The 25,006-nt window shown below is 67.3% G+C and carries 25 protein-coding genes, 1 other RNA gene and 1 pseudogene; 8 read left to right on the forward strand and 19 right to left on the reverse strand.

Annotated features, from left to right (window positions below):
- Positions 1–17: 17 nt before the first annotated feature.
- The 5 genes from ACIBK6_RS17450 to ACIBK6_RS17470 all read right to left on the reverse strand — a co-directional run bounded on the left by ACIBK6_RS17450 (position 18) and on the right by ACIBK6_RS17470 (position 2,838).
- Positions 18–302 (reverse strand): hypothetical protein, encoded by a 285-nt coding sequence (locus tag ACIBK6_RS17450; RefSeq protein ID WP_399052111.1) that lies wholly within the window; start codon positions 300–302, stop codon positions 18–20.
- Positions 302–784 carry a hypothetical protein gene (locus tag ACIBK6_RS17455; protein WP_399052112.1) on the reverse strand — a complete coding sequence of 161 codons (483 nt, stop codon included), beginning with the start codon at positions 782–784 and terminating at the stop codon, positions 302–304. Before ACIBK6_RS17455 ends, ACIBK6_RS17450 begins: the two co-directional genes overlap by 1 nt.
- Positions 785–901: 117 nt before the next feature.
- On the reverse strand, positions 902–1,549 hold the full coding sequence (locus tag ACIBK6_RS17460) for a hypothetical protein (RefSeq protein WP_399052113.1): 648 nt from the start codon (positions 1,547–1,549) through the stop codon (positions 902–904).
- A gap of 879 nt (positions 1,550–2,428) precedes the next feature.
- Positions 2,429–2,731, reverse strand: a complete 303-nt coding sequence (locus tag ACIBK6_RS17465; RefSeq protein WP_399052114.1) for a hypothetical protein — start codon at positions 2,729–2,731, stop codon at positions 2,429–2,431.
- A 19-nt stretch (positions 2,732–2,750) separates the two neighbouring features.
- An RNA gene (locus ACIBK6_RS17470) (hammerhead ribozyme type II) lies at positions 2,751–2,838 on the reverse strand.
- A gap of 2,270 nt (positions 2,839–5,108) precedes the next feature.
- Between ACIBK6_RS17470 and ACIBK6_RS17475 the strand changes: the two genes are divergently transcribed.
- A complete protein-coding gene (locus ACIBK6_RS17475; RefSeq protein WP_399052115.1) occupies positions 5,109–5,309 on the forward strand; it encodes a hypothetical protein in 201 nt (66 codons plus the stop codon).
- A gap of 51 nt (positions 5,310–5,360) precedes the next feature.
- On the opposite strand, the gene ACIBK6_RS17480 is transcribed toward ACIBK6_RS17475, so the two are convergent.
- Positions 5,361–5,690 (reverse strand): Lsr2 family protein, encoded by a 330-nt coding sequence (locus ACIBK6_RS17480; RefSeq protein ID WP_399052116.1) that lies wholly within the window; start codon positions 5,688–5,690, stop codon positions 5,361–5,363.
- A 207-nt stretch (positions 5,691–5,897) separates the two neighbouring features.
- Here ACIBK6_RS17480 and ACIBK6_RS17485 point away from each other — a divergent pair, with 207 nt between their 5' ends.
- Positions 5,898–6,110 carry a hypothetical protein gene (locus tag ACIBK6_RS17485; RefSeq protein ID WP_399052117.1) on the forward strand — a complete coding sequence of 71 codons (213 nt, stop codon included), beginning with the start codon at positions 5,898–5,900 and terminating at the stop codon, positions 6,108–6,110.
- On the opposite strand, the gene ACIBK6_RS17490 is transcribed toward ACIBK6_RS17485, so the two are convergent.
- From ACIBK6_RS17490 to ACIBK6_RS17510, 5 genes are all read right to left on the reverse strand, one after another.
- Positions 6,107–6,460, reverse strand: coding sequence for a glutamate ligase domain-containing protein (locus ACIBK6_RS17490; RefSeq protein WP_399052118.1), 354 nt, complete (start codon positions 6,458–6,460; stop codon positions 6,107–6,109). The genes ACIBK6_RS17485 and ACIBK6_RS17490 overlap by 4 nt on opposite strands.
- Positions 6,457–6,984 carry a C39 family peptidase gene (locus tag ACIBK6_RS17495; protein ID WP_399052119.1) on the reverse strand — a complete coding sequence of 176 codons (528 nt, stop codon included), beginning with the start codon at positions 6,982–6,984 and terminating at the stop codon, positions 6,457–6,459. The genes ACIBK6_RS17490 and ACIBK6_RS17495 overlap by 4 nt, the downstream gene beginning before the upstream one ends.
- Before the next feature lie 43 nt (positions 6,985–7,027).
- The gene (locus ACIBK6_RS17500; RefSeq protein WP_399052120.1) at positions 7,028–8,113 is read right to left on the reverse strand and encodes an ATP-grasp domain-containing protein; all 1,086 of its coding nucleotides are present in this window, start codon (positions 8,111–8,113) and stop codon (positions 7,028–7,030) included.
- A complete protein-coding gene (gene dapF / locus ACIBK6_RS17505) occupies positions 8,110–8,910 on the reverse strand; it encodes a diaminopimelate epimerase (RefSeq protein ID WP_399052121.1) in 801 nt (266 codons plus the stop codon). The genes ACIBK6_RS17500 and dapF overlap by 4 nt, the downstream gene beginning before the upstream one ends.
- Positions 8,911–9,227: 317 nt before the next feature.
- Complete coding sequence (locus ACIBK6_RS17510; protein WP_399052122.1) at positions 9,228–9,446, reverse strand: hypothetical protein; 219 nt, start codon at positions 9,444–9,446, stop codon at positions 9,228–9,230.
- A 759-nt stretch (positions 9,447–10,205) separates the two neighbouring features.
- On the opposite strand from ACIBK6_RS17510, the gene ACIBK6_RS17515 reads away from it, so the two are divergent.
- Positions 10,206–10,775, forward strand: coding sequence for a hypothetical protein (locus tag ACIBK6_RS17515; protein ID WP_399052123.1), 570 nt, complete (start codon positions 10,206–10,208; stop codon positions 10,773–10,775).
- A 17-nt stretch (positions 10,776–10,792) separates the two neighbouring features.
- Positions 10,793–11,374: an HD family hydrolase gene (locus tag ACIBK6_RS17520; protein ID WP_399052124.1), complete on the forward strand. Its 582-nt coding sequence runs from the start codon at positions 10,793–10,795 to the stop codon at positions 11,372–11,374.
- Between the two features lie 443 nt (positions 11,375–11,817).
- On the opposite strand, the gene ACIBK6_RS17525 is transcribed toward ACIBK6_RS17520, so the two are convergent.
- Positions 11,818–13,062, reverse strand: coding sequence for an MBL fold metallo-hydrolase (locus ACIBK6_RS17525; RefSeq protein ID WP_399052125.1), 1,245 nt, complete (start codon positions 13,060–13,062; stop codon positions 11,818–11,820).
- Positions 13,063–13,373: 311 nt separating this feature from the next.
- Complete coding sequence (locus ACIBK6_RS17530; protein WP_399052126.1) at positions 13,374–13,820, reverse strand: TIGR03618 family F420-dependent PPOX class oxidoreductase; 447 nt, start codon at positions 13,818–13,820, stop codon at positions 13,374–13,376.
- A gap of 70 nt (positions 13,821–13,890) precedes the next feature.
- Between ACIBK6_RS17530 and ACIBK6_RS17535 the strand changes: the two genes are divergently transcribed.
- The 3 genes and pseudogenes from ACIBK6_RS17535 to ACIBK6_RS17545 all read left to right on the forward strand — a co-directional run bounded on the left by ACIBK6_RS17535 (position 13,891) and on the right by ACIBK6_RS17545 (position 16,619).
- Positions 13,891–14,490 (forward strand): GNAT family N-acetyltransferase, encoded by a 600-nt coding sequence (locus tag ACIBK6_RS17535; RefSeq protein WP_399052127.1) that lies wholly within the window; start codon positions 13,891–13,893, stop codon positions 14,488–14,490.
- 260 nt (positions 14,491–14,750) lie between these two features.
- A pseudogene (locus ACIBK6_RS17540) lies at positions 14,751–15,518 on the forward strand (polysaccharide deacetylase family protein).
- A 123-nt stretch (positions 15,519–15,641) separates the two neighbouring features.
- Positions 15,642–16,619 (forward strand): NAD-dependent epimerase/dehydratase family protein, encoded by a 978-nt coding sequence (locus ACIBK6_RS17545; protein ID WP_399052195.1) that lies wholly within the window; start codon positions 15,642–15,644, stop codon positions 16,617–16,619.
- A 128-nt stretch (positions 16,620–16,747) separates the two neighbouring features.
- Here ACIBK6_RS17545 and ACIBK6_RS17550 read toward each other — a convergent pair whose 3' ends face one another.
- Together ACIBK6_RS17550 and ACIBK6_RS17555 are read right to left on the reverse strand one after the other, a co-directional pair.
- Positions 16,748–17,539 carry an SGNH/GDSL hydrolase family protein gene (locus ACIBK6_RS17550; protein ID WP_399052128.1) on the reverse strand — a complete coding sequence of 264 codons (792 nt, stop codon included), beginning with the start codon at positions 17,537–17,539 and terminating at the stop codon, positions 16,748–16,750.
- A gap of 166 nt (positions 17,540–17,705) precedes the next feature.
- Positions 17,706–19,835, reverse strand: a complete 2,130-nt coding sequence (locus ACIBK6_RS17555; protein WP_399052129.1) for an alpha-galactosidase — start codon at positions 19,833–19,835, stop codon at positions 17,706–17,708.
- A gap of 162 nt (positions 19,836–19,997) precedes the next feature.
- On the opposite strand from ACIBK6_RS17555, the gene ACIBK6_RS17560 reads away from it, so the two are divergent.
- Entirely contained in the window at positions 19,998–20,810 is an 813-nt protein-coding gene (locus tag ACIBK6_RS17560; RefSeq protein WP_399052130.1) for a tyrosine-protein phosphatase, read from the forward strand.
- A 13-nt stretch (positions 20,811–20,823) separates the two neighbouring features.
- Here the strand turns inward: ACIBK6_RS17560 and ACIBK6_RS17565 are convergent, their stop codons facing one another.
- The 4 genes from ACIBK6_RS17565 to dxs all read right to left on the reverse strand — a co-directional run bounded on the left by ACIBK6_RS17565 (position 20,824) and on the right by dxs (position 24,995).
- Positions 20,824–20,988 (reverse strand): DUF6126 family protein, encoded by a 165-nt coding sequence (locus tag ACIBK6_RS17565; protein WP_399052131.1) that lies wholly within the window; start codon positions 20,986–20,988, stop codon positions 20,824–20,826.
- Between the two features lie 15 nt (positions 20,989–21,003).
- Positions 21,004–21,597, reverse strand: a complete 594-nt coding sequence (locus tag ACIBK6_RS17570) for a helix-turn-helix domain-containing protein (RefSeq protein WP_399052132.1) — start codon at positions 21,595–21,597, stop codon at positions 21,004–21,006.
- Between the two features lie 66 nt (positions 21,598–21,663).
- Positions 21,664–23,091, reverse strand: coding sequence for an aspartate aminotransferase family protein (locus tag ACIBK6_RS17575; RefSeq protein WP_399052133.1), 1,428 nt, complete (start codon positions 23,089–23,091; stop codon positions 21,664–21,666).
- A complete protein-coding gene (gene dxs, locus ACIBK6_RS17580) occupies positions 23,088–24,995 on the reverse strand; it encodes a 1-deoxy-D-xylulose-5-phosphate synthase (RefSeq protein ID WP_399052134.1) in 1,908 nt (635 codons plus the stop codon). Before dxs ends, ACIBK6_RS17575 begins: the two co-directional genes overlap by 4 nt.
- Positions 24,996–25,006: the final 11 nt, after the last annotated feature.

The following is a 25,006-nucleotide window of genomic DNA, read 5'->3' on the forward strand; positions in this document are numbered from 1 at the left end:
GGAGGGCTTCTACTTATTTAGCGAAATACCCGCTGCGCGAAGTAGCGCGCGCTTGATGTCGGCGGAAGGAATCCGGCTTGACGCCATTCGTTCTCACCGTAGGTGATAACCTCAGCCACGAACATCCCTCGACCGTTGTCATAAGAGATGCGCATTCGCTCGGCCCAGGCACCTGAGGTGATGAGGAAGTCACCACGCTCAGGCCGCAGACGGCATTCGACGCCATGCTTTACCACCTCGGCCACCATCTCATTCAGTGGCTCGATTGGATCGACATCGCGACCGTGATACCTGACCGACATCAGTAACCCTCCGGGAACTCGGACTCTTCCAGAGCGTCAATCACAGCCTGGCCGACTTTGCCGACGAACCTCGACGTACCATCTTCGCCAGATGCGGCAATCAGCAGAAAGTCCGTGGCGATCTTGTTCCACGACTCACCGTTCCTGCGCATCTCGAAAGCCTTTGGGGCTATCGCTTCGATAGCCTCCTCTCGAAAGCTAGATGCAAAGTCGTGCCTGATTGCACCACTGGCCTCGTACTTCTCGGTGACAGCCCTAGCGTGCTCACGGGCAGTATTAAGGTCGAAAACTGCCGTTGCACCGCACTCCGCACACGTGATGTCACGCGGGTGCGATTCATAGACAGGCTTCGCCTCAACCACTGACTTCCCACACGCTGTGCGGTGTCCCGACCAAGAGGCATGCACAACTCCCGGAGTCGCTTCACTCCAGGCCGTTTGCATATGCTTGAGATTGCCGTACCTCAAGTCGTCGTGATTCACTCTTCTCCCTCTTCTCTCAGCGTGGCCAGGGCAGGCCACAGCACCCCTATCCGGAATCGAACCGGTACGCCTCCCCGAACGGGGTAGGGGCTGATTTAAATCAGTTGAATCAGTCGGTCATAAACCAGAGCCGAAGATGGCCCATTCCAAGGTCGCCTCAGCCTCATAGGGCGTGAGGTCGTGCTCGATAAACTTGGCTACGCGAGCCCCGTCTGTCTGCAAGAGGTCGACAACGACGCCCGCAACAAGGCTGTCTTCGGGCATGAGGTAGTCGGCAGTACGCAGCATCGTGCGCACGTCGCCGGCATCGACAAGGACAGGCTCGAACCACTCCCCATCCACGTGTGGCTTGGGTACGTGCATGCCTGCCTGCCAGGCCGCGGGGGCCTGCAACTGCTCTACGGCAATCTCGATCCGGTCCCAGGACGCGGCCTTCTGCAAGACCTTCAAGAGGCTGTCGGAGGTGATCCCCATGCCGTGGCCGTGCCGAGCACGACGGTGCATGGAGTCATCGCCCCACAGGGCCTCGTAGCGGGACCAGGTCGCCGGTTCACCGAACAGCGCGTGCCCGTTGCACGCGGCCAACGCCTCGAATAGGGCCTGAGGTGTGGCCTCCTCTGGAATCGGGCCGTGGGCCTCCCCGCACAGGTCCATGGTCTGGCCTGTGAACATACGGGTGGCCTTGATGTCGCCTTCGCAGTTCCACTCCAGCCGGACGTAACCAGCCTGAGGGACGTAGCCGAACGCGACGTTCCTGTATTCCATGTGTCTCCTGTTCTTTCTCTCGCAGCCGTCATGACTGCGGCGCCCCGGACAGGAATCGAACCTGCACGTATCCAGTTCACCCATGGGCGATCCGGGGCTCTTTCGCTACGTCACCACTCCATCTCGCTATGCCAGAGAACTGTTCGCTGGAAAGGCTGGTCGCCTACATATAGGCGCCGCTTCTCCGCTCGGTCATAGGAACGCTCCGCCCTATACGCGTAGGCCGCTGTTTCCAGCACCATTCGATGCTGAGCAGCCCGTATCGCCTCGCGCCGATCGCGGAAGATATAGCACTGACTCACAGCGGAGTCCTGGCCCGGCCAATAGGCAGACACTTTGTAACCAGGACCAGAACCAGACGCCAGACTGAACAGCGAGAAACCGTAGGTAAGGTCACCGAATCGGTGAATCAACTCACTCGAATACTTGGCAGATACGTAGTCGACTTGCCGGGCCTCCATTTTGGTGGCCCTAAGACGCGCTCCATGCTGCCTTTGACGGATGGCTTCCCTATAGCTCACACCAGCCCCGTAAGTCCGCTTCAATACCACCACTCGGTAATAGAACATCGCGGAACTACTCACCGCAGGAAACCTCCGGAACATACGAATCGGCGTACTGGATGTAGAGACGGCTATGAACCAGGTAAGTTGTCTCTCCCGGATCAAGCACAATGTCTCTGAGAGCCAGCCTGTGCCCGCACTCCGTGCACTCGTAATACGGGCGCCTCACGTCAGCGAACATGCCAGTACTGCATTGACCACACAGCATCGGTCCGTTTCGCAATGACTTCTCCTTTCTCGACGCCTGCCTCATCAGCACGGGTAGGCGAACTCCCGTGGACGCCGTTTCGAAGAAACCCCCGGAACGACGTTTCGGCTATGCCTCGTGTATCACCGAGGCTTCTACATCCCGCCCAGAAACAGCCATGAAGGCGTTAACGAGTTCCGTGATTCGGTTCTCGTAATCAGAGTCCTTGCACTTAAGAGCAACAAAATGCACCGTCTCCTGCGTGTCGACATCGAAGACATCAAGCAGATAGCTCTTCACTCGGTCCTCTTCAATCGACCGCTTAACTTGCGCCAAGAGGTCCTGCGTGCCGTGACACCTCCAGCACCCTGAACAAGGCGCATACTCATCCGTCTCGACAAATCCATCATTTGCATCGACGCTCTGAGTCATCACAGATCTCCTGTCTTTCAATGGCCTGCCTCATCAGCGCGGAAAGGCCACGTTCCGCGGACACACCTCTCCCCTGGCCGGCCGCGAGGGAAGAGGATGTTTCGGCAATCTCTCAGCAGCTCTCAACGCGGACTCCACCGCGAGAGCCAAGCGTCCATCGCTCAATGGGTTCACCCGACACAGCCCACTTTTGGCCTTGCCGCTCGGAACCGAAGACTTCCAGGCTGCACTCGCCCGATTCGACGAGCGGATATGCAACAGCACCAACCGCCTCTCCCAGCGAGGCAAATCCTTCATCGTCGAATTCGACGCGTTGGGCATGGTCGTCGCAGGGCCACATTCCGGTTTCCGCTCGTCGCCACAGAGCCGTCTTGGCCGCCTTCCGTGACGGCCAGGACTCCATGTCTTCGAACATGTCGCCGAGGCCATATCCAGACCCACCGCGCCACAGACCAAAGACTCGTGACATCTCACTCTCCCTACCGCAGGGCGTACAGAGTTGACTTACTTGCCAAAAAAATAAACCCTACATTTCCTCTGACATCGACTTGCCTCACAGAAGCGAACCTGTGAGGGCAGCGCCGAGGACAAGACTGGCATTAGAGGACCACCTAGGCAGGCAGCACCCCGACTTGTCCCCCACGCTGCACCGAAGCACAAAGAGAGAAAGAAAGAAATTGGAGAAGTTCGCGGGATCGAAAGCAGATCCGATCACGACAGAAAGCCGTACTATTGACGCGCACTACGGTAGTCATCCCTAGGCAAGCCCAGGGAGCTAGTCAGAGATACAAGTATCCCGTCTGCCGTAACGCTGTATCGCCAGTAAAGGTATCCACCCGCGAACATGGCTACACTATTCAGTTCTCAAGCAACAAATGCTTCCTTTGCGACGCTTCACTTAGGCAGCCTCGTACGATGGAGTCACACGAGTGCAGCTTGCCTATCGCTGCACCAACCATCGCGTCACAGGCCGATCCACGCCCCTCCGGGCATCATCAATCGATACTGCTAGCACCACCCCGAGGGGGCGAATCGCGATACCTTTCGGTCCCGCTTTTCGCCTTCCCCTCTCGGCGATGTCTTAACTATAGCACCACACGTACAGAGTTGAGTAATCCAGTACGCCGAAATCCGGGATCAATTTAACGGCCTCCCGGGGCCCTGGAAAGCGGGCGATAGGCAACTACCCGTGGGGTCAGAGATGGGCCCTCAGGATGACGCCCAGGCGGCTTATCGGGGCTCACGGTGAGTGGATATGGACCACCACTCCGACGTTACGGCGGGCCACTTTCTCCGACTCCCGGCGGCTTACCTATCTTTCCCCGCGCCTTTATATCTGCATGCTTCGACGCATGAAGGCTTGATGCCAGAAGAATTGAAAGGCGAATAGTTAAATAGGTAGAAGATTAGGCGGGGTAATGTTTTGCTTTCTCAGTCGGAACCGCCAGCCGAGGCCCGTCCTCGCCCTACGTACGCATCTGAGTCTCGGCTGTAACCGCCTACCTACTTATCTTTCTTGCTCATGAGCCTCAGAAGATCCCGAGCCTCTTCTCGGCACCCTTCAGCGACTGTTCTCATCCGCGTTGTTGAAATCCTACTTTCCTGCGCATAGAAGACAAGCGCATTGATTACTTCGATTCGCTGCTGACAGGTTTCCACGACATCAATCGGCAGGGCCTCTCCATCTAGAATGGATTTCACGCGGCTGGGAGATAACCTGAGAGTTACCAGCTCGTCGGCCCCAGGAGAGCCCATGGAGCATCTTAGGCTGTACAAGGATTCGGTGAAAACTGTCACTGCGTTCCGGTACGCTGACAGGAGAGATCGAGCTTGTTGATCTGTGATAGGGATATCCTCCGCATACAATGCGGACTCTTCCGCTGATCGCTCGAACGGCCAGGAAGGAGTTTTTGCTGTTTTCTCCAATGTGCGGTCTTCGGTAGGAGATTTTGCTCCCTTCTCCAATGTGCGGTCTTCGGCGTTCCTCCGTAGCGACAGCCAATACTGACGATCTCCACGCCATGAAGCAACTGCGAGCTCAAAGGCGGCTCGACCTGGAATTTGCACACCGCTCAGCCATGCATAATAAGTAGCCTTAGAAATACCAGCGCTCTTGCAGGTAGCCTGACACCCGCCCGCCGCACCAGCCGAGTCTCGCAACTTCCTAAGCTCGATAGCAAAGGAGTGCAGAGGGTTACTCGGGTCTAACTTATTGGGCCGTCTCCCCATAGTGACTCACCGTAGTCCTCTCCGTAGAGCCGAGGCCGTAGTCCCGAGTAGTCCTGACTAGTTCTTAGGTACTCCAGAATCGTAGTCGCATCACTGGACCGCGCGGATGCTGATGGCGTCATCTGGGCTGTGTGCAACGGAGGTTGAAGTGGGACTGTCGTTCAGCGTGAAGCTGCTGCTCGTCCTGGCGGCGGCGCTGGTATCGGTCATCGTGGGGATGCTGGCCGGGATGCTTGCGCGCCTCGACGGCAACCAGATGCCCGCACGCATCGCACGGGGCACTGTGGCCTTCGGGGGCTCGCTGACCCTCCTGCTCCTGGTGCTCACGAGCCTCGGAGTGCTGGCCTGAGACACAAGAAGGCCCCCATTACGGGGGCCTTCCTCATGAGGTGCGTCGTGTTCAGTTGGCCTTGTCGTAGGCCTCGCGGATCTCGGCCGGCACTCGGCCGCGGTCGTTGATGTCGTAGCCCTTCTCCTTGGCCCAGGCCCTGATTGCCGCCGTGTCGGTACGCCCGCCTGTGGCCTTCGGGGCGGTCTTGATGCGGCCTGCCTTGATGCGGCGACCCGCCTTGGTGAAGGGGGCGACGGCCTCAAGCAGCTTGTCGTAGCTGTCGGAGCCGAGGTCGATTTCGTATCCCACTCCGTCGATCACGATGGTGTGGGTTGCGGCCTCCTCGGACTCTTTGCCCGTGAGGTCATCGGTGTAGATGGTTACGATCTTCTGTGCCATGAGCGGAGTCTATGGCTGATTTGAGGCCATGAATATCCGTTCTCTCTACCTTGGTAGTGCTGCTTACGCAGCTGAACTGTGAAGGGCGGAGTAGCGGGACTGCCGATAGGCGGTCGGCAGCCATGAAAAGTGCCCCCGATGGGCACCAAGAGGCATCGAGGGCGTACTCGACATGCGGTAGGACCGTCGGCGCCTCACGCTGGACCCATGGACCACCCGCCTGTCGTCGTCCATCCGCCCGGGGCCAAGGGCCGCCTGGTTACGATCCGCGGCGAGCGCTACGGGGTCGCCTACAGGTTCTCCGACGTCGTTGAGTTCCTCCGACAGGCGGGCCTAGACCCCGACGACATTGACCTCAATGACTCGGAGTTGATCGAGTGGCGGGGCGGCGGCGTGGAGGACTGGCCCGATGAGGCCTAATGATTGCCTTCGAGGCCCGTAACAGGCTGCCCGGTGAGGGCCTGGGCAACCTGCCATAGCTGGCCGCCGCGAGATGCCTTGGTCAATACGACGTCACCGGGGCGGAGTTGGGCGTTGACGAAAGCGGCGGCGGTGGCGTTGTCGGCGACAATTGCCACTTCGGGTACGCCTGCCGCTCCGGCGGCGAGCGCAAGCTGCTTGGCGAGGTCCCCGCCGACGGCCACGAGCAGATCGACGCCGTTCTCGGCCGCCATGCGCCCCACGGCTCGATGGCCTTCAAGCGCTTCGCCGCCCAGCTCCAGCATTTCCCCGAGTACGGCGATCCTCCGGCCGCCTTCGGTCTCCGTCACAACTGCGCCTTTCCGGTGGTCAGGGGTGCGAAGGTGATCGCACGCCCGGTGTACGAAGCGGACAGACGCCTCAGGGACACCCGGTCGTGGGTCTGCCCCCAGGAGGACGGATCGCGGATGAGGATGTCGGGGTCGGGCCCTTCTTCGTAGCCGCGCGCGATGACGAGGTGGCCGCCCTCGCGGCCGTCGTCGGGGAACTGCTCGGTCACCGACACGATCAGCGGAGCATCGTCGAGACGATCGAGCAGTTCCCCGGTCGTGGCTGGTTCCGCGCGGGAGGAGACTCCGAGGTCGGTTGCCAGGGCGGCGATACCGGCATGAAGCGCTCCGCGCGGGGTCAGAACCTCGTGCTTGACCGCGAGCTTCAGCAGTTCCGTGACGGTCGGCGCCTGGCGGCCGTAGGCGAGCAAGATCATTCTCAGCGATGCCAGGCCGCACGCCCGGTTGGACCATTCGGTCCTGTCTCCGAGTGCCCACCCCCCGTGGAGATCCCACTCGGCGGGGTCGATGAGCTGGCGGCACATGGGGACATCGTGGACGCGCGGCACAGTGGCGGACTCCTACGGGTCAGGCAGCAGCCTCCCGTACCGAAGTCGAGCGGGCGAATACGGGAGCGGGCAGGGGCACATCGTACGGCGGCCGTGCGAGCGCTTCGTGGAGCATGGCCAGTACGACATCACTGTGGGTGAGCCCGCACAGCCCCGCGCCCGTGACGAAGTTGGAGCACCACGACATGCCCGGCGTGGTGTTCACCTCCAGCGCGTATACGTCGTCAGTGCCGGCCACCATGAAGTCCACCCGTGCCTGTCCTCGCAGGCCGAGCCCGTCCCACAGCGCCTGGGCGTGCCCTGTTACTGCCGCCAGAACCTCGGGCCACAGGTCCGCTGGCGATACCGTCACCGTTCCCTTCGAGTCCACGTCCAGCTTCGTCTCGGCGTCGTAGTACTCGGCTTCGTGGACTTCGGTCGCGAGCGGGGGGAAGGTCAGTACCTCTCCTGCGGGCAATTCCAGCAGGCCCACCGTCACCGGAACGCCAGGGACATAGTCCTCAACCAGAACCGGCGCGCCCTCGGGACCGGCGGCATCCACCAGCGCCCCAAGCAAGTCCGCCTCTTCGCGAACTAGCGTCATCCCCACACTGGAGCCCCCGAACGGCGGCTTCACCATGACGGCACCACCGCCCCATTCCAGTGCCCCGCCTGACCACAGCCGCCAGCCGGGAGTCGGAACCCCGAGGTTTTCCATGACCCGCTTGCACAGGATCTTGTCGGCCGCTACGGCTGACGCGGCCACGCCGCTGCCGCAGTACGGCATCCGAAGGTAGTCGAGCAGGCCCTGTAACCTCCCGTCCTCTCCGAAGGGGCCGTGGAGGTTCGAGAGCGCCACGTCGTACCCGACCAGCTCCTGAACGAAGTCCGGTTCGGTCGGGTCGAGTACCTTGAACCACACGCCGACCGCCGCGAGTGATTCCGCCAACGCGGTGCTTGACCGCTGCTCCACGGGGCACTTCGAGTGGTAGAGCTGGTCTTCGGCTGATACCGGGCCGTAGACCACTGCAACTTTCAGGCCCTGGTGCTCACGGCGCCACCCTCGAAGGCAGCCGGTGGCACGCTGCACGTTCCCCGTGTCAGCGGGGTCGAGGAAGATCGTCATGCCGTCGCTCCTTCAAAGACGTGGGTGACCGGGCCGCCGACCCAGTAGGTTCGCGCGGGGCGATCCCAGTGGGGGCGCACGGTAAGCGGTGTCCCAGATTCGTTGTGCACGGTGACCTCGTCCTTTCCGACGAGGCCGCGGTGGCGTGCGATGACGACGGCGGCCACGGCGCCGCTGCCGCAGGACAACGTCTCGGCTTCCACCCCGCGCTCGTAGGTACGGATCTTCAGCTCGCTCGGCCCCGTCGTCTGGATGAAGTTGACGTTCGAGCCGATGGGCGCGAGCTGGGGGTGGTGGCGCACGAGGCGGCCGAAGGCGGCAGCGTCAACGGCATCGACGTTCTCAACGACCGCCACGACATGTTCGGTACCAGTGTGCGCAGAGTCGAACCAGAACGGCCGGCCGTTCCACACGGCCTCGAAGAGCCGTAGGTCGACGGCTCCGACTTCGGCGGTCACCTCAACCTGGGTGTCGCGCACGAGAGCTTTGTGCTTCACACCAGACATGACCAGAGTCATGTCCCGAAGGGCGTAATCCTCGGCAGCGCACCGGGCGACACACCGCAGGGCATTGCCGCACATGGTGGCGACCGAGCCGTCCGCGTTGATACACGCGACACCGATTACGTCAGGTGCGTCGTCCAGCAGCGCACTGACGACGAACCCGTCCGCACCGATACCGGTTCGGCGGCTGCACAGGGTTCGCGCCGTGCCGCTCCAGTCCTTGCGCAGGTCTTCAGGTGATCCGGCGAGGAGGACGAAGTCGTTCCCCGCCCCGTGGACTTTTCGGAATTTCAAGTGGGTCTCCTCGTGGTTACCGACATGACTGATCCGAAGGAAGGTGGCGCCGGAGCCATCGGGGGGGAAGGCCCCGGCGCCGGTTTCCGCCCGTGCCGACTGCCAGGAGGGGCGGGCGGAGCTTTGGGGGTTCTACTCGCCGGGCGGCAGCCTGTCGGGCGCGGTTACCGGCGCCGGGGCCCAGTCAGCCTGACAGAGGTCAGCGACACGATCGTGGAAGACGATGGCGGGGCCGACGAGCCCGATGCCGAGCAGCGCGGCCAACAATCCGACGCCAGGTAACCGGACGGGCTCGGGCTCGCGGCCGTGACGGCCGCTCATCGCAGCACCTCGATGTTCTCAGGGGCGGTGGACCACTCAACGCCGGACGGGGACTTGATGTAGGCGAGGCGCGCATACCGGGGCTCGTCTCCACTGCGGGAGACCTTCTCGCGGACGATCGCGGTCAGCTCGCCTTCACCCTGCGAGGCAATGTCGCGGACCCGTCTCCCGATACGGGGGTCCCGCTCATGCCCCAGTGAGTCGACTGTGTTCATGAGGAGGCTCCTCGGTGCATGGCGGCCGGTCACCGACGACGGGGGACGCCGAGGACCGGCCGCTGACTGGGCCGTCCAGAGTGCTAGGGGAACCCTGTGCGGTTGGCTAGCTCCGGGCGGCTGCGTCGTCAACTTCCGGGCGGTGGGAGGCCCCTGGTTGATTCCGCGAGATGAACGTACGGTCGCGCTGGGTGCGGTAGGACTGACCACGGGTACGTGTTTGAGGGACGGACCGCATTCGGGGGTGTCATGGCCGCGAGACAAATCACCGGAACGATTGCGGGATTTGTGCTGCGCACAGCGCGTGAGTCCATCCCGCGTACACAGGTGGCGATGGCCGAGCTACTGGGCGTTGATCTCGCCACGGTGCAGGGCTGGGAGTCGGGCCGGCGGCCGGTCGCAAATATGAAGGCTGCGGACTTGATCGCCCTCCGGCGGCGGTTACCCACGCTGGGGGCGGACCCGGCTGCCGTGGGGATGCTGGATGCGGCGATGGACGCTGACCGGATCATCAGCGCCACTCTCCGGCCCATTGGGGGGCCGCACCCTCTCGCTGAGTGGGTGCACACCCGCGATACCGCGCACATGCTGGCGTGGGCCCTCACTGGGGCTCGGCCGCCCTCGCTTGTCCTGGTCCCATCCTCGCGCCGGAGAGGACCGGCAGCGGCTTCCCCGCTCCTCCCTGCACAAGACCGCCGAGTCTTCTTCGAGCAACTGCGGACCACGGCGGAGGCGGCGCCCAGGACGGAGGCCCAGGGCGTGCTTCTCCACCGTCAGGCGCTCTATCTGACCTCGTACGATCGAAGCCCCGAGGCGGTGTCCTGGACGGCGCAGGCGCTTCATACGAGGCGAGGCCTTCTCTCGCGCAGGGGTTGGACTCCCCAGTGGGCGGAGGCACGTTCGACCGCTACCGCGCTTGCCCGGCTCGGCGATCCACAGCCCCTTTGGGACTTCATCGAGCGCGCAGTGGTGAACGACGACGCCGGGGAGGCTGCCAATCTCAATTACTGGGCCTATTGGCTGGGCGGCACCCCGCTGCCGCAGGCCGACGACGGGTTCATGCGGGACCGGAAGCTGACCGGCTGGGACCCCGTCACGCTCCTGCGCAGCCTGACCAACGGCCTTCACGACGCCCCGGGTTACGTCGATCTGTACGCACACACACTGTGGTCCTTGTTGACCGCGCATCCGTGGCTGCCGCAGGCGTCGGGCCTGCTCGCGCGTGAGCTGGCGGGGCGTACGGAGCGGCTCATGGACGGAGGGGGCATCTCCGAAAGGTCCCGGCGGGAACTCGGCACCGTGAACTACCTTCTTCGTGATCGCACTTGAAATCGGAGGTCCACCACATGGCAGACGAGACGACGAACGCTCAGGGCACGGCCGGATACCTCTTCGAGATGGGGGTTCTCAAGAACGCCAAGCGCACGGGCTGGTGGTTTACCGGGAACAACAACCCTGAGTCGATCGCCGAGCACTCGTTCCGTGTGGGCATCATTGGCGCCGTCCTGGCGATGATGGAGGGCGTCGACCCTGCGAAAGTCGCACTGATGTGTCTCTTCCACGACACGCAGGAGACCCGGCTCGGCGACATCCCGCACATCGGCCGTCGCTACATCGACGCAGCGACGAACGAAAAGGTCACCGCCGACCAGGTCTCTGCGGCCCACCCGGCCGTGAAGGCCGGGGTACAGCGCGTCGTCGAGGAGTACGAGAACAGCGGCACGCCGGAAGCCATCGTGGCCAAGGATGCCGACAAGTTGGAGTGCTTGGTTCAGGCCGTCGAATACCGCGCCCAGGGCTACAGCCTGGTCCAAGACTGGATCGACACCTCACTCAGCAGCCTCAAGACGGCTTCCGCGCAGGCGCTCGCCGAGGCCGCACTGACGATGTCGCCGTTGGAGTGGCGAAAGACGTTCCTCGGTGAGTGACGTCGTGCAATGCGCGAAGGCCCTCCGCTGAGCCCGGAATTGCCAGGGGCGAGGGCCTTCGGCGGCTGGCCTGTTAGCACTGCCGTGATTGCCCATCGTGCACACCGCCGCTTGGGCTGCCTGATCACATCGGTGGATGCGGCTTCAATACTGTGACGGCCGGGGCGGCGCGCTCAGCAGCCCGCCGCCCCGACTTTACTGATCTTTCGTTGCCTTGACTTTCACTCGTCGCACGGTGGTGCATCTTGCGGCCCTACGAACCGAGTTCGAACAACGATGCGCGACTTCCCAGTTGAAGTAGGCAGAGGCGTGAACTGCTTGCTCTCTTCGTTCCGCGCAGGCCTGACCGGACCGTCGATCCTTCGCACAAGCCGGTCACGCTCCTCACTGGTCATCCCGCCCCATAACCGCGCCATCTCATCGAGATCACTCATAGCCAGGCGTCACCGGTCGCCAGCAAGGTCAAGGTCAGCCTCCGGAGCGGTAACCCGTGAGGTGAGCACACTCGCAGGGCGGCGCCAAGGATGGGCGATCGGCGCCGACACCGCTCGCCACCAGGGATCGGCCGGAACCGTCCCAGCGGGCTCAAAAGGCTCGCCGGGCCGAGGGGTCGCTACGACCTGGCCAACCTCCTCTGCCGCGTCCAGGGTCCACTCACCGGGTTCGGCCCAGGCGTGCGGCGCTAGGTTGAAGGTGCCCCAGTGGATCGGCAGCATGACACCGCTCGCGGCGCCTCCTTGCAGGTCAAGGTGTGCTTGCACCCCCTGAGCAGGCGACATGTGGATGTCTGGCCACGGGCCAGGGAGCGGCGTACACTCCGTGTGGTTCTGGGGCCAGAATTCGCTGTACGCGCCGACCTGGATCATGGTGGCGTCGAACGGGCCGTGCTCCGCGCCGATGTCGCGGAAGCCGCCGAAGTAGCCGGTGTCGCCGCTGTGGTAGATCCGGTGCTCGGGCCCGGTCACCGCCCAGGACGCCCAGAGCGTGTGCTGCTGGTTGCGCAGGCCGCGGCCGCAGAAGTGGCGGGCGGGGGTCGCGGTGAGGGTGATCCCGTTGACCTTGGCGGACTCGTTCCAGTCCAGCTCGTGCATCCGGTCGGCCGGCACGCCCCAGTGCTCCAGGTGGGCGCCGACACCGAGCGGCACCACGAAGACCGTACCGGTTCCGGCCAGCGCGCGGATCGTGGGCAGATCGAGGTGGTCGTAGTGGTCGTGCGAGATGACGACGGCGTCCACCGGCCCGAGCGAGGCGAGCGGTACCGGGACGGGGTGCAGTCGCCTGGGCCCGGCGAACGGGAACGGCGAACAGCGCTCGCCCCACACCGGATCGAACAGCACCCGGCGCCCGTCGATCTCGGCGAGCACGCTCGAATGCCCCATCCAGGTGAGCCGCACTCCGGTGACCGGCGGCTTCGCGATGTCCGCGAGCGTCGTCGGGTACACCGGGAGGTTGCCGGTGGGGGCCCGGCGTACCCGCTGCTCCTTCTCGAAGAACAGCTTCGCGAACTCCAGGGTGGAACCCGACGGTCTGGTCCGGGCGCCCTCCGGGTTCTGGAACACGCCGTCCGCGAAGTTCGGCGAGCGGCGGATCCGAGCCATCCGCTCCCCCGTCGGGTCGGCACCGAACGCGTCGGGCCGCAGCTCGCGCAGCCTGGAGCGGAGTGGAAGCAGAGAACCAGCGCCGGTCACGGCACCTCCTGGGGCTCGGGGTCGTTCCATTATGTGCGGCGGCCGCGAGCGCACGTTCGGGCAGGTGGCATCGGGACAGTGATTCAGGCTCCCCGGGACAACCGCCCGTGCGCCCGCTCCACCGCAGCCTCGCCCGTCGTTCATGCGCCCCGGGACAACCGCCCGTGCGCCCGCTCCACGGCGGCCTCACCGGTCGTTCAGACTCTCTGGCGCAACCGACCGTACGCCCGCTCCACCGAAGCCTCGCCCGTCGTTCAGACTCCCCGGCGAAAACCACCGTGCACGCGCTCCACCGCGGCTTCGTCGGTCGTTCAGACTCCCTGGCGCGGCTGGCCGTACGCCCGCTCCACGCGCAGCCTCAGCACGAGCCGCCGGTCGCGCACCATGGCGCCGCGGTATTCGTCCCAGTCGGGGTGCTCGCCGCGCAAGTCCCGGTAGAGGGAGACCAGTTCCTCGACCGTCTCGTCGTACGGGTCCGCCGCGACCGGGGTGAGATCGGCCGTCCCCTCGGCCACGGTCCACGCCCAGCGGTCGTCGCTGGTGACGTGGTAGCTGGCGCGGGGATCGCGGCGCAGGTTCCTGGTCTTGGCCCGGTCGTCGGTGAGCGAGACCTTGATGACGCCCTCGTGGGGGTAATAGGCGTGATTGACGTTGGAGAGCTGGGGCCGCCCGTCGCGCTTCAGGGTGACGAGGACGCCGCCGTCCTGTTCGGCGACCAGCTTCAGCAGGGCTTCCTGGGGTGCGTCGAATGCCGTCATGGCTGGGGAACGCCGAAAGGGACTGCCGGATTCCCCGGGACCGCCCCGCGGCGCCTGCCATGATGCGGGGATGATCACTCCGATATCTCCCGTGGTGCCCGCCGGACGGATGGCCCGGCAGGCGCAGCCCTCCTTCGTTCTGCCCGGCGGGCGGCAGCTGCGCCCCTGGCGGGAGTCGGACGCCGACGTGCTGGTGGCCGCGGGCCGGGATCCGGCGATCGTCCAGTGGAACCGCGTCGAACGCCTCTCGGCACGCACCGCCCGCGAGAAGATCGCCCGCTGGGGGCAGCGCTGGACCGACGAGGCCGCCGCGATCTGGGCGATCTCACGGCGGGACGACGACCAAGCCGTGGGGCTCATGGGGATCGGTGACCTCGATCTGCGGGGCGGCAGCGGCGAGATCCTCTACTGGCTGCTGCCGGCCGGACGCGGGGCGGGAGCGGCGCTCGACGCCACCCTTCGGGTCAGCCGGTGGGCGCTGGAGGAACTCGGGCTGCACCGGATCCGGATCACGCACTCGGTGGCGAACCCGGCCTCCTGCCGGGTGGCCCAGCGTGCCGGGTACGCCCTGGAAGGCACGATGCGCAGCGCGCTGCTGCACGCCGATGGCTGGCACGACGAGCATCTGCACGCCCGGGTGGCAGGCGACCCCTGGCCGTCGGGCGGCTGACCCGGGGCGGCCGGGGCCGCTGAACAACCTCCCGGAATTCACCGGGCGGTTGTGCCCGGCCCCCTGCGACAGCTCCGACACCCACCGCTGCCCCGGCTCCCCTCGTCATTCGGCGCGAATCCTCCTCCGGCGCGCATCATCACCCGGTCCGAAACCGACCCACTATACACTCGGTGTATACACGTCGCGTATAGTCCACCAGGGATCCTCAGGAGAGGGTCGCGAGGGGAATTCCACCGTCGGAGAGCACCGCCATGCCCATGAAGAGATCACGTTGCATACGGCCCCGAGCCGCCGTCGGCCTGGCGGCGGCCGCCGCGCTCGCCCTGGCGCTGAGCGGCTGCGGCCAGGACTCCACGTCCCCCAAGGACGCCCGCGGCCGCGCCGAGGTCAAGGCCGCGAGCGCCCCGGGCGCCGTGGACTGCGCCCAGGACAAGTGCATCGCGCTGACCTTCGACGCTGGCCCGGGCCCGCACACGCCCCAACTCCTCGACACCCTCAAGGAGAAGAACGTGTAGGCGACGTTCTTCCTGCTCGGCAAGAACCACGTCGACACTTACCCCGACACGGTCCGCAGGGCCGCCGCCGAGGGCCACGAGATCGCCAACCACACCTGGACGCACCGGCGCCTCGACCAGCTCGACCCGGCCGAGATCCGCTCCGAACTCGGCCGCACCCAGCAGGCGATCAAATCCCTGACCGGTCGCGAGCCCACGCTGATGCGCCCGCCACAGGGCCGCACCGACGGCGAAGTCGCCGATGTCAGCAAGGAGTTGGGGCTCTCCCAAGTGCTGTGGAGCGCCACCGCCAAGGACTACGCGACGACCGACAGCGCCCTGATCCAGAAGCGGATACTCGACCAGGCCGGCCGCGACGGCATCATCCTGCTGCACGACATCTACGACGGCACCGTGCCCGCCGTCCCCGGCATCATCGACGGGCTCAAGAAGCGGGGCTACACCTTCGCGACCGTCCCGCAGTTGCTCGCCCCGGGCACCGCCGAGCCCGGCACCGTCTACCGGCCCTGAGAGCCTGTGGTTCCGGCCCGTCCGCACCACACCGAGTACGCCGGTCACCCCGATTACGCCCACAGCAAGCAACCGTTCCCCGCGGCCCGTCCCGCAGGCAGAGTTGCGGCCATGAAACTCCTGATGCTGGGTGGAACGGAATTCGTCGGCCGGGCCGTGACCGAGGCGGCGCTGGCTCGGGGCCATGAGGTGACGGTCTTCCACCGGGGGCGCCACGAGCCGCCGGCCGGGGTCGTCTCACTGCACGGCGACCGCACCGCCGAGGGCGGACTCGCGGCGCTCGCGGACGGCGAGTGGGACGTGGTCGTCGACACCTGGTCGCACGCCCCGGCCGCGGTCCGCGACGCGGCCCGGCTGCTGAGCGGGCGGGCCGGCCGGTACGTGTATGTGTCGAGCCGGTCCGTGTACGTCCACCCCACGGCACTCGGCGCGGACGAGGACGCGCCACTGGTGCCGGGCTCCCCCGACGACGCGGGCGAGGTGGACTACGCGCAGGCCAAACGCGGCGGCGAACTGGCCGCGGTGCGCGAATTCGGCGTGGACCGGGCGCTGTTGGTGCGGGCGGGTCTGGTCCTCGGGCCGTGGGAGAACATCGGCCGACTGCCGTGGTGGCTGACCCGGGCCGCGCGCGGCGGCGAGATGCTCGCGCCCGGACCGCGCGACCTGGGAATCCAGTACCTGGACTGCCGCGACCTGGCGGAGTGGACCCTGGACGCGGCCGAGGCCGGGCTCAGCGGCCCGTACAACCTGGTCAGCCCGCCCGGCCACACCACCATGGGCGGGCTGCTGGATGCGTGCGTCGAGGTCACCGGCGGCGTGGCCGTGCCGCGCTGGACCGATGCCGAGCCGATCCTGGCGGCCGGGATCGAGCCGTGGCTCCACCTGCCGGTGTGGATTCCGCCGGGCGAGATGCACGACACCATGCACGGCTCGTCGGTGGCGAAGGCCGTCGCGGCCGGGCTGCGCTGCCGCCCCGTCGAGGAGACGGTCGCCGACACCTGGGCCTGGCTCCGCTCGATCGGCGGAACAGCACCCCAGCGCCCGGACCGCCCCCAGGTCGGCCTCGACCCGGAGACGGAGGCCAAGGTGCTCGGCGGCTGACCCGGGCCGGGGCGGGGCGGGCGACCGCTCCTGGCCCCGGGCCCCGTCCGTTGCGTACAGGCCGGAAGCAGGCGCCCATCAACCCTGCCCGGACTGGGATGTGACTAACCATCACATCTAACGAAGCGTCAGAGAGGCAGTAGGTCAGGGCGCTTGGGCGCGACCTCGTCGCCCGAGGACTCCCCGCGCAACCGCCGCCCGATCCACGGCACCAGATACTCGCGAGCCCAGTGGATGTCGTCGCGCCGCACCTCCAGGGTGTTGCGCGGCGGCAGCGGGGGCCACGGCTGGTCCGGGTCGGCGGGCACGTCGAGGCCGAGCACCTGGGCGGCGCGCAGCGCGACCCGGGTGTGCCCCTCGGCCGAGAGGTGCAGCCGGTCGTCGTCCCAGGCCCGCCGGTCCTGGATGGACTTCAGCGACCAGAGGTCGAGCACCGGGCAGTCGTAGCGGTCCGCGATGGCCCGCACATGCCCGTTGTACGTCGCGATCTTGCCGCGCAGATGGCGGAGCAGGGTGACGCCCCGGGTGTCGAAGCCGGTGGTCACCATGACGGTGCCGACCGCCGACTTCAGGTCGGCGAGGGCCCGTTCGAACCGCTCGGCCACCTCGTCGGGGTCCGTCCCGGGCCGGATGATGTCGTTGCCGCCCGCGCAGAAGCTCACCAGGTCGGGGGCGAGTTCCTTGGCCCGGGGCACCTGGTCCTCGACGATCTGGTCGAGGAGCTTGCCGCGCACCGCGAGGTTGGCGTAGCGGAACTCCCCCTCCGGCCGCTGGTCCGCGAGGAGCACGGCGAACCGGTCCGCCCAGCCGACGTACGCCCCGTCCGGGCCGGGGTCGCCGACGCCTTCCGTGAAACTGTCGCCGATCGCCGTGTACGACCCGAACGTGCCGCTGTTGAGTGATCTCGAATCGTCTGCCACGAGGGCCTATCCTCCACCCCCGCAAGTGACCTACGCCACCGTAGGGAGGGGTTGACGGCGGGTGAGATAGACCACCCGGTCAGTTTCCCCGTACCGGGAATAGAGGGGCTGGGGAGCCCCGCGGCACGGAACGCGGGGCTCCGGTGTGCGCGCCGAACTGCCCCGGTTACCCCAGTGGTTCAGGCCGAGCGGGGCGCTCTCGGCCAACGCGCCGCAGCCGGAACACCGCCGCGTCCAGATCGCCCCGAAGGCCGGTGACGAGCCCCTGGTGCAGCAGCACGGCCCCCCGGTGGACGGTCCCGGTGTCGAGGCACTCGTAGGCCGCGCTCGCGTCGAGCCCGCGCAGCCGGACCGCGGGCGGGCGCTCCCCGTGGTGCTGGGCCTGGAGCCAGGCGAGTACGACGGTGTCCTCGCCCCGGGTGTACTGGACGGCGCTCAGACCGCCCTCGGGTGCCCGCAGCCGGTACTGGGCGCCGAGCTGCACCACCGGGCGGATCGCCTTGTACAGCGCGACCCAGTCGCGCGCCTCGGCGAGTTCGGCCGCGCTCCACCGGGTCAGGTCGCCGCCGACGCCCAGCACCCCGGCCATCGCGCTCACGAAGCGGAAGCGGAGGCTGCTGACCCGCCCGTTGAGCTGGGTGTTGGGGCTGTCGGTCACCCAGGCCGCCATCACGCGGGCGGGATGCAGCTGGCTGAAGCCGTGCTGGATGGCGAGCCGGTCCAGCGGATCGGTGTTGTCGGAGGTCCACACCTGGTCGGTGCGCGAGAGCACCCCGAGGTCGATCCGCCCGCCGCCACCCGAGCAGGACTCGAAGGCGACCCGTGGATGTGCGGCGCGCAGCCGGTCCAGAAGTGCGTAGAAGGCGTGCACGTGCTCCACCCACAGCTTCTGCGGGTACGGCTCCCCCGGCCAGCCCGCGTCCGTGAAGCAGCGGTTGAAGTCCCACTTCACATAGTCGACGGGAACGCTGGAGAGCAGCCCGTCCAACCGCTCCCACAGATGTTCGCGCACGTCCTGGCGCGCGAGGTTCAGGACGAGCTGGTTGCGGAACTCGGTGCGGGCGCGACCGGGCTGGAACTGCACCCAGTCGGGGTGGGCGCGGTAGAGCTCGCTGTCGGGATTGACCATCTCCGGCTCGACCCAGATCCCGAACCGCATGCCGAGCGCGTGCACTTCGTCGGCCAACGGCTTCAACCCCCCAGGAAAACGCCCCGGGTTAGGAGTCCAGTCGCCGAGTCCCGCCGCGTCGTGGGTACGGGCGCCGAACCAGCCGTCGTCCACCACGAACAGTTCCACACCCATGTCGGCCGCCCGGTGGGCGAGGGCGCGCTGCTGGTCCTCGGAGATTTCGAAGAGAGTCGCCTCCCAGGAGTTGAAGAGCACCGGCCGCACCTCGTCGGCGTGCGGAACCACCCGGGCCAGCTGCCAGGCGTGCCACTCCCGGCTCGCGCCGCCGAAGCCCCCCTCGCTCCACAGTCCGGCGAACACTGGCGAGGTGTACGCCTGGCCGGGCGCAAGCAGCACCAGACCCGAATCGTCGTACCCGGCACCGCCGTTGATCTGCACCCGCCCGTCGGGCAGCCGGTGCACCGCGATGCGCCAGGACCCCGACCAGCCGAGCGCGCACCCGTACACCTCCCCGCTCTCCTCGGTCGCGGCGCCGTCGGCGTCGAGCGCGGCCCAGGGCAGGTGCTGGTGCCCGGTGTGCCCGCGCCGGCTGCCGATCACCTGCTCGCCGGGGGCCAGTTCGGAGCGTACGAGGCGGGACTCGGCGGCCCAGCGGCCGTGCAGCTGGCTGAGCCGCCAGCCGTCGCGCTGCGGCAGTGTCCAGGTCGCGGCGTCCGCGCGCAGCAACTCCAGTGCGCCGTCCGCCCCTTGATGCTCCGCGGTGACCCACCGTTCCACGACGTCGAAGTCGTCCCGCATCCGGTAGTGCAGGGTGAGCGCGAGCCCGTTCACGGGATCGGTGAACCCCAGCCGCAGCTCGTCACCGTCGGCGTCCGCGTCCGTGAAGCGCCATGCGGTGCCCCGCGCCTCCCCCGTACGCACCGAGAGCGCCGGGCGCACGAAGCGGGGCCCGCCTTCCACCGGGTACTCCTCCGCTCCGTCCAGGCTGGACTCGAAGGGCCAGGGGGGCGGCAGCGGTACGCGGGCCAGCGCCGCCGCGTCGGCACCCGAGATCCGGGGGCCCCAGTGGAGGTGCAGCAGTTCGTCCCGGTCCGTGAGGTACAACGCATAGCTGCTGGTCCGGCCGGACAGCAGCCAAAGACGTCCGTTGTCACCGATCTCAATCATCCCGACCCCCAGATCCGCACACGTACGCACAGGATCGGGGTGGGGATGCCCCCGGGGCAACGCCTGTGCGGTACGCACGGGGAAGGTTGCCCCGTAAACGCATGTCGTATCGTCGGGAGACGCGCAGGCCGCGCCCACCCCGGATCGACGTCAGGAGCCCCCGTGACCCAGCAGATTCCGCAGGTCCCCTCGACAGAGCCCGAGCTGGCGGGGGTGCGCAACTTCCGTGACGTGGGCGGGTTGCCGACCGTGGACGGTCTGCGGGTGCGCGGCGGGCGGCTCTTTCGCAGCGGGCACCTCGCGCACGCCACCGAGGCGGACGCTGCCTTCCTCGCCACCCTCGGGCTGCACACCGTCTTCGACTTCCGCAATGCGGGCGACCACAAGCTGGAGGGCCCGGACATCGCGCTGCCGGGCGTGCGCAACATCAACATTCCGCTGAGCGATCCGGCCGACGGCGCGGAGTTCTGGAAGATGGTCCGCGACGGCGGCCTGGACGAACTGCGCTCCGCCCTGTCCGGCGGCCGGGCCGCGGACCGGATGATCCACTCGTACCGGGAGATCATCACCCTGCGCACGGCCGAGCACAGCCGGGTGCTGCACGCGCTCGCCGAGGACAGCGTCCCTGCGCTGATGCACTGCGCGGCGGGCAAGGACCGGGCGGGCCTGTCCATCGCGGTGGCGCTGCTCGCGGTCGGCGTCGAGCGGGACGCGATCGAGGCCGACTACCTCAAGTCCAACGACCCGCACCGCCGCTACAAGGTGCGCCGCACCAGCGAGTCGGCGGATGCGATGTCCCCCGAGGTCATGGAGCTCCTGAGCCCCCTCTTCGACGCCCGCGCCAGCTATCTGCACGCGGCGTTCGACACCATCGACAAGACCTGGGGCAGCACCGAGCGCTACTTCTCCGAGGGCCTGGGCCTTGCGCCCGAGACCCGAGAGCGGCTGCGCGAGCGGCTCCTGGACGGGGTGTGACTGACGGGTGTGACTACCGTCCGCCCACCTCGAACAGCAGGTAGAGGAAGCCCGCGAAGATGTGTCCGGCGATGAGGTAGGCGAAGAGCCGGACGACCAGGCCCCGGGGGAACTTGGTCTGCGCGGTGTCCTCGGTGTTCTTGCGGGGCGTGGCGGGTGTGGTCTCGTGCTCGGACATGACCAAGCCGTCCTCTCAGCTGTGCGGGTGGTGCGGATGCGGGTCCGGGCTCTGCAGCAGGGTGTGTACGAAGAGGAACTCGGCTCCGCCGCGGGAGACCGCGGAGATCCGGTGCGGGGTGAGCGAGTCGAAGTGCGCGCTGTCACCGGGGTCGAGTTCGTGCGTGGCATCCCCCAGGCTGAGCCGGAGCCGCCCGGTCAGGACGTAGAGCCACTCCTCGCCGGGGTGGACCCGGACGAGTTCCCGCTGGGTGCCGTAGGGGACCTCGACGCGCAGCGCCTGCATGGCCCGCCCCGGGCCGCCGGTCTGGTGGTACGTCCAGCCGTCGGCCTCGCGCGGCGCGGCGCGGCCGGCCCGGATGACGGGTTCGCGCTCGGGCGGCATCTCGCCGAGCAGCTCGGAGACCGTCGTACCGTAGATACGGGCCAGGGCGAGCAGCATCGGCAGCGAGGGCTGACGGGCGCCGGTCTCCAGCCGGGAGAGGTGCGCGGGCGAGAGGCCGGCCCGCTGGGCGGCGGCCTCCAGCGTGAGGGCGCGGCGGCGGCGCAGTTCGCGCAGCCGGGACGCGACGCCGGGGAGCGCCGCGACATCGTCGGCAGGAGTGCTCATGCACTCCATTCAGACAGGCCATTGCCTCAGGGGCAAACTTTTTGCCTCTGAGGCAAAGGCGGCTCACTAGCGGTTGGCGACCGCCTGCTTCACCAAGGTCCGGCCGAAGTCCCACATCAGTCCGCCGCCGCTGTGCGCGTCGTCCATCACGGCCGTGAACGCCGCCACGAACCGGTCGACTTCGCGCTGCCCGATGGTCAGCGGCGGAATCAGCTTGATCACTTCCAGGTGGTCGCCGGAGACCTGGGTCAGGATGCGGTGCTTCTGGAGCAGCGGCACGACCACCATCTGCGCGAAGAGGCCCTTGCGGGCGGCCTGGAGCATGGTCCAGCGGCTGCGAAGGCCCAGTGAGGACGGTCTGCCGAACTCGATGCCGATCATGAGCCCGCGCCCGCGCACGTCCGAGAGCAGCTCGTAGCGGTCGGTGAGGGCGGCGAGCCGGGTCCGCAGCAGATCACCGGTCGCGCGCGCGTTCTCGACCACCCCCTCGTCCTCCATGACCGACAGCACGGCGAGCCCGGCCGCCATCGCCTGGGCGTTGGAGCCGAAGCTGGCCGAGTGGACCAGGACCCGGTCCATGGACGAGTAGACCTTCTTGAAGATCCACTCCTTGCCGAGGGTCGCGCCGACCGGCACATAGCCGCCCGAGAGCGCTTTCGCGACGCACACCAGGTCCGGTTCGACGCCCTGGTCGTGCTGGTAGGCGTAGAAGTCCCCGGTACGGCCGAGACCGGTCTGCACCTCGTCGGCGATGAGCAGGGCCCTGTGCCGGTGCAGCAGTTCCTGCGCGGCGAGCAGATAGCCGGGCGGCGCCTCGTGGACGCCCTTGCCCTGGATCGGCTCGACGATGAGCGCGGCCACGTCAGCGCGCTTCAACTCCCTTTCCAGCGCGGCGAGATCACCGAGCGGTACGGCCGTGTCGGGCAGCAGCGGCGCGAAGCCGTCGCGGAACCCGGACTCGCCGTTGACCGACAGCGAGCCGGTCGTCAGGCCGTGGAAGGCGTGCGAACAGTAAAGGACCCGCGGCTTTCCGGTGGCGTACCGGGCGAATTTGAGCGCGGTCTCGACGGCCTCGGTGCCGCTGTTGCCGAAGAACACCCGGTCCAGGTGCGGGCTGTGCGCGAGGAGCCGCTCGGCCAGCAGTCCGGGCAGCGGCTGGCAGTCGAAGCGGGTCAGGTCCGCGAGCGAGGCGTCGAGCACGTCGTGCAGGGCCTTGCGCACGACGGGGTGGTGGCGGCCGAGCCCCATCACTCCGAAGCCCGCGAGCATGTCGAGGTAGTCGTTGCCTTCGGAGTCCCAGAAGTACGCGCCCTCGGCCCGCTCGTAGACCTTGTCGAAGCCGATGGTGTGCAGCATCCGCGGCAGTTGATGGTTGAGGTATTTGGTGTGCAGTTCGTAGCGTTCGGCCCCGCGCTCGGCGAGGAGTCGCGTCAGGTCGAAGCCCTTGACCTGCGGACCCGGTGCTGCGAAGCCCTTCGGCTCGCCTTCGGTCATGCGTCGTTCTCCTTCTCGGCCGCCGCGGCGGCTTCCTCCGTGGCCGCCAGCGCGGCGCCGATCCGTCCCGCGATCTCCACCGGGGTGAGCCCGATGTCCGCGAGTACCTCGCCGCGCTTGGCGTGCGCGAGGAACTGCTCGGGGATGCCGAAGGTGCGCAGCGGGACGTCCACCCCGGCATCGCGCAGACTCTGCCCCACGGCCCAACCGACCCCGCCCGTACGGACGTTGTCCTCGGCGACGGCCACCAGGCGGTGCCGCCCGGCCAGCGGGGCGAGCTGTTCGTCGACGGGTTTGACCCAGCGCGGGTCGACCACCGTGCACCGGATGCCGCGCCCGGCGAGCAGCTCGGCCGCCTGGAGGCAGACCGGCGCGAGTACGCCCACCGCCACGAGCAGCACATCGGCGTCCTCGTCGCGGCGCAGCACGTCCATGCCGCCGATCCTGGCCACGGCCGGGAGGTCGGGGCCGACGGACTCCTTGGGGAAGCGCAGTACCGTCGGCGCGTCGGCCACGTCCACGGCTTCGCGCAGTTGGGCCCGCAGCTGGCCGGCGTCACGCGGCGCGGCGATCCTGAGCCCCGGTACGACCTGGAGGACCGACAGATCCCACATGCCGTTGTGGGACGGGCCGTCGACCCCGGTCACCCCGGCCCGGTCGAGGACGAAGGTGACTCCGCACCTGTGCAGCGCGACGTCCATCAGCACCTGGTCGAAGGCCCGGTTGAGGAAGGTCGCGTACACGGCGACGACCGGGTGCAGGCCGCCGGTGGCGAGTCCGGCCGCGGAGACGGCCGCGTGCTGCTCCGCGATCCCGACGTCCCACACCCGGTCCGGGAAGCGCTCGGCGAACGCGCTAAGGCCGGTGGGGTGCAGCATGGCCGCGGTGATGGCGACGATGTCCCGCCGCTCAGCGCCGAGTTGGGCCAGTTCTGCTCCGAACACCGCTGTCCAGGAAGGGCCGTTGGAGGGAGCCAGTGGTTCACAGGTGAGCGGGTCCATCGCGCCGACCGTGTGGAACCGGTCGGCCTCGTCGTCGAGCGCGGGCTGGTAGCCGCGCCCCTTCTCGGTGAGGCAGTGCACAACGACCGGCCCGTGGAAGCGCTTTGCCCGCCGCAGTGCCGACTCGACCGCCTCCGTGCTGTGCCCGTCGATCGGGCCGACGTACTTCAGCCCGAGGTCCTCGAACATGCCCTGCGGGGCGAACGCGTCCTTGAACCCCTTCTTCGCGCCGTGCAGCGACTCGTACAGCGGCTGCCCTACGACGGGGGTGCGCTGGAGCACCTCCTTGCCCCAGGCCAGGATCCGCTCGTAGCCGTCGGTGGTGCGCAGGGTGGCGAGGTGGTTGGCGAGTCCGCCTATGGTCGGCCCGTAGGAGCGCTCGTTGTCGTTGACGACGATGATCAGCGGGCGGTCCCGGGCGGCGGCGATGTTGTTGAGCGCCTCCCAGGCCATGCCGCCGGTGAGCGCGCCGTCGCCGATGACGGCGACGACGTGGCCGTCCCTGTCGAGCACCTGATTCGCCTTGGCGAGCCCGTCCGCCCAGCCGAGCACGGTGGAGGCGTGCGAGTTCTCGATGACGTCGTGCTCGGACTCGGCGCGCGAGGGATAGCCGGAGAGGCCGCCCTTGGTGCGCAGCTTCGAGAAGTCCTGCCGCCCGGTGAGGAGTTTGTGTACGTAGCTCTGGTGCCCGGTGTCCCACAGGATGCGGTCGACCGGTGAATCGAAGGCCCGGTGCAGGGCGATGGAGAGCTCGACCACCCCCAGATTGGGCCCCAGGTGACCGCCGGTCCGCGCGACCGCCTGGATCAGGAACTCCCTGATCTCCTGGGCGAGTTCGCCAAGTGCCGCCTGGTCCAGCGCTTGCAGGTCTTGCGGCCCCCGGATGTTCTCCAAGATCGTCACGCTCGGGCCCC

Source organism: Streptomyces sp. NPDC050485 (assembly GCF_044458185.1).
Lineage (GTDB): Bacteria > Actinomycetota > Actinomycetes > Streptomycetales > Streptomycetaceae > Streptomyces.

Coding starts and splice junctions, on each gene's coding strand:
- ACIBK6_RS17450 (WP_399052111.1), bottom strand. CDS start 302: ATGTCGGTCAGGTATCACGGTCGCGATGTCGATCCAATCGAGCCACTG.
- ACIBK6_RS17460 (WP_399052113.1), bottom strand. CDS start 1,549: ATGGAATACAGGAACGTCGCGTTCGGCTACGTCCCTCAGGCTGGTTAC.
- ACIBK6_RS17465 (WP_399052114.1), bottom strand. CDS start 2,731: ATGACTCAGAGCGTCGATGCAAATGATGGATTTGTCGAGACGGATGAG.
- ACIBK6_RS17480 (WP_399052116.1), bottom strand. CDS start 5,690: ATGGCACAGAAGATCGTAACCATCTACACCGATGACCTCACGGGCAAA.
- ACIBK6_RS17485 (WP_399052117.1), top strand. CDS start 5,898: ATGGACCACCCGCCTGTCGTCGTCCATCCGCCCGGGGCCAAGGGCCGC.
- ACIBK6_RS17495 (WP_399052119.1), bottom strand. CDS start 6,984: ATGTGCCGCCAGCTCATCGACCCCGCCGAGTGGGATCTCCACGGGGGG.
- ACIBK6_RS17500 (WP_399052120.1), bottom strand. CDS start 8,113: ATGACGATCTTCCTCGACCCCGCTGACACGGGGAACGTGCAGCGTGCC.
- ACIBK6_RS17510 (WP_399052122.1), bottom strand. CDS start 9,446: ATGAACACAGTCGACTCACTGGGGCATGAGCGGGACCCCCGTATCGGG.
- ACIBK6_RS17520 (WP_399052124.1), top strand. CDS start 10,793: ATGGCAGACGAGACGACGAACGCTCAGGGCACGGCCGGATACCTCTTC.
- ACIBK6_RS17530 (WP_399052126.1), bottom strand. CDS start 13,820: ATGACGGCATTCGACGCACCCCAGGAAGCCCTGCTGAAGCTGGTCGCC.
- ACIBK6_RS17535 (WP_399052127.1), top strand. CDS start 13,891: ATGATCACTCCGATATCTCCCGTGGTGCCCGCCGGACGGATGGCCCGG.
- ACIBK6_RS17545 (WP_399052195.1), top strand. CDS start 15,642: ATGCTGGGTGGAACGGAATTCGTCGGCCGGGCCGTGACCGAGGCGGCG.
- ACIBK6_RS17555 (WP_399052129.1), bottom strand. CDS start 19,835: ATGATTGAGATCGGTGACAACGGACGTCTTTGGCTGCTGTCCGGCCGG.
- ACIBK6_RS17565 (WP_399052131.1), bottom strand. CDS start 20,988: ATGTCCGAGCACGAGACCACACCCGCCACGCCCCGCAAGAACACCGAG.
- ACIBK6_RS17570 (WP_399052132.1), bottom strand. CDS start 21,597: ATGAGCACTCCTGCCGACGATGTCGCGGCGCTCCCCGGCGTCGCGTCC.
- ACIBK6_RS17575 (WP_399052133.1), bottom strand. CDS start 23,091: ATGACCGAAGGCGAGCCGAAGGGCTTCGCAGCACCGGGTCCGCAGGTC.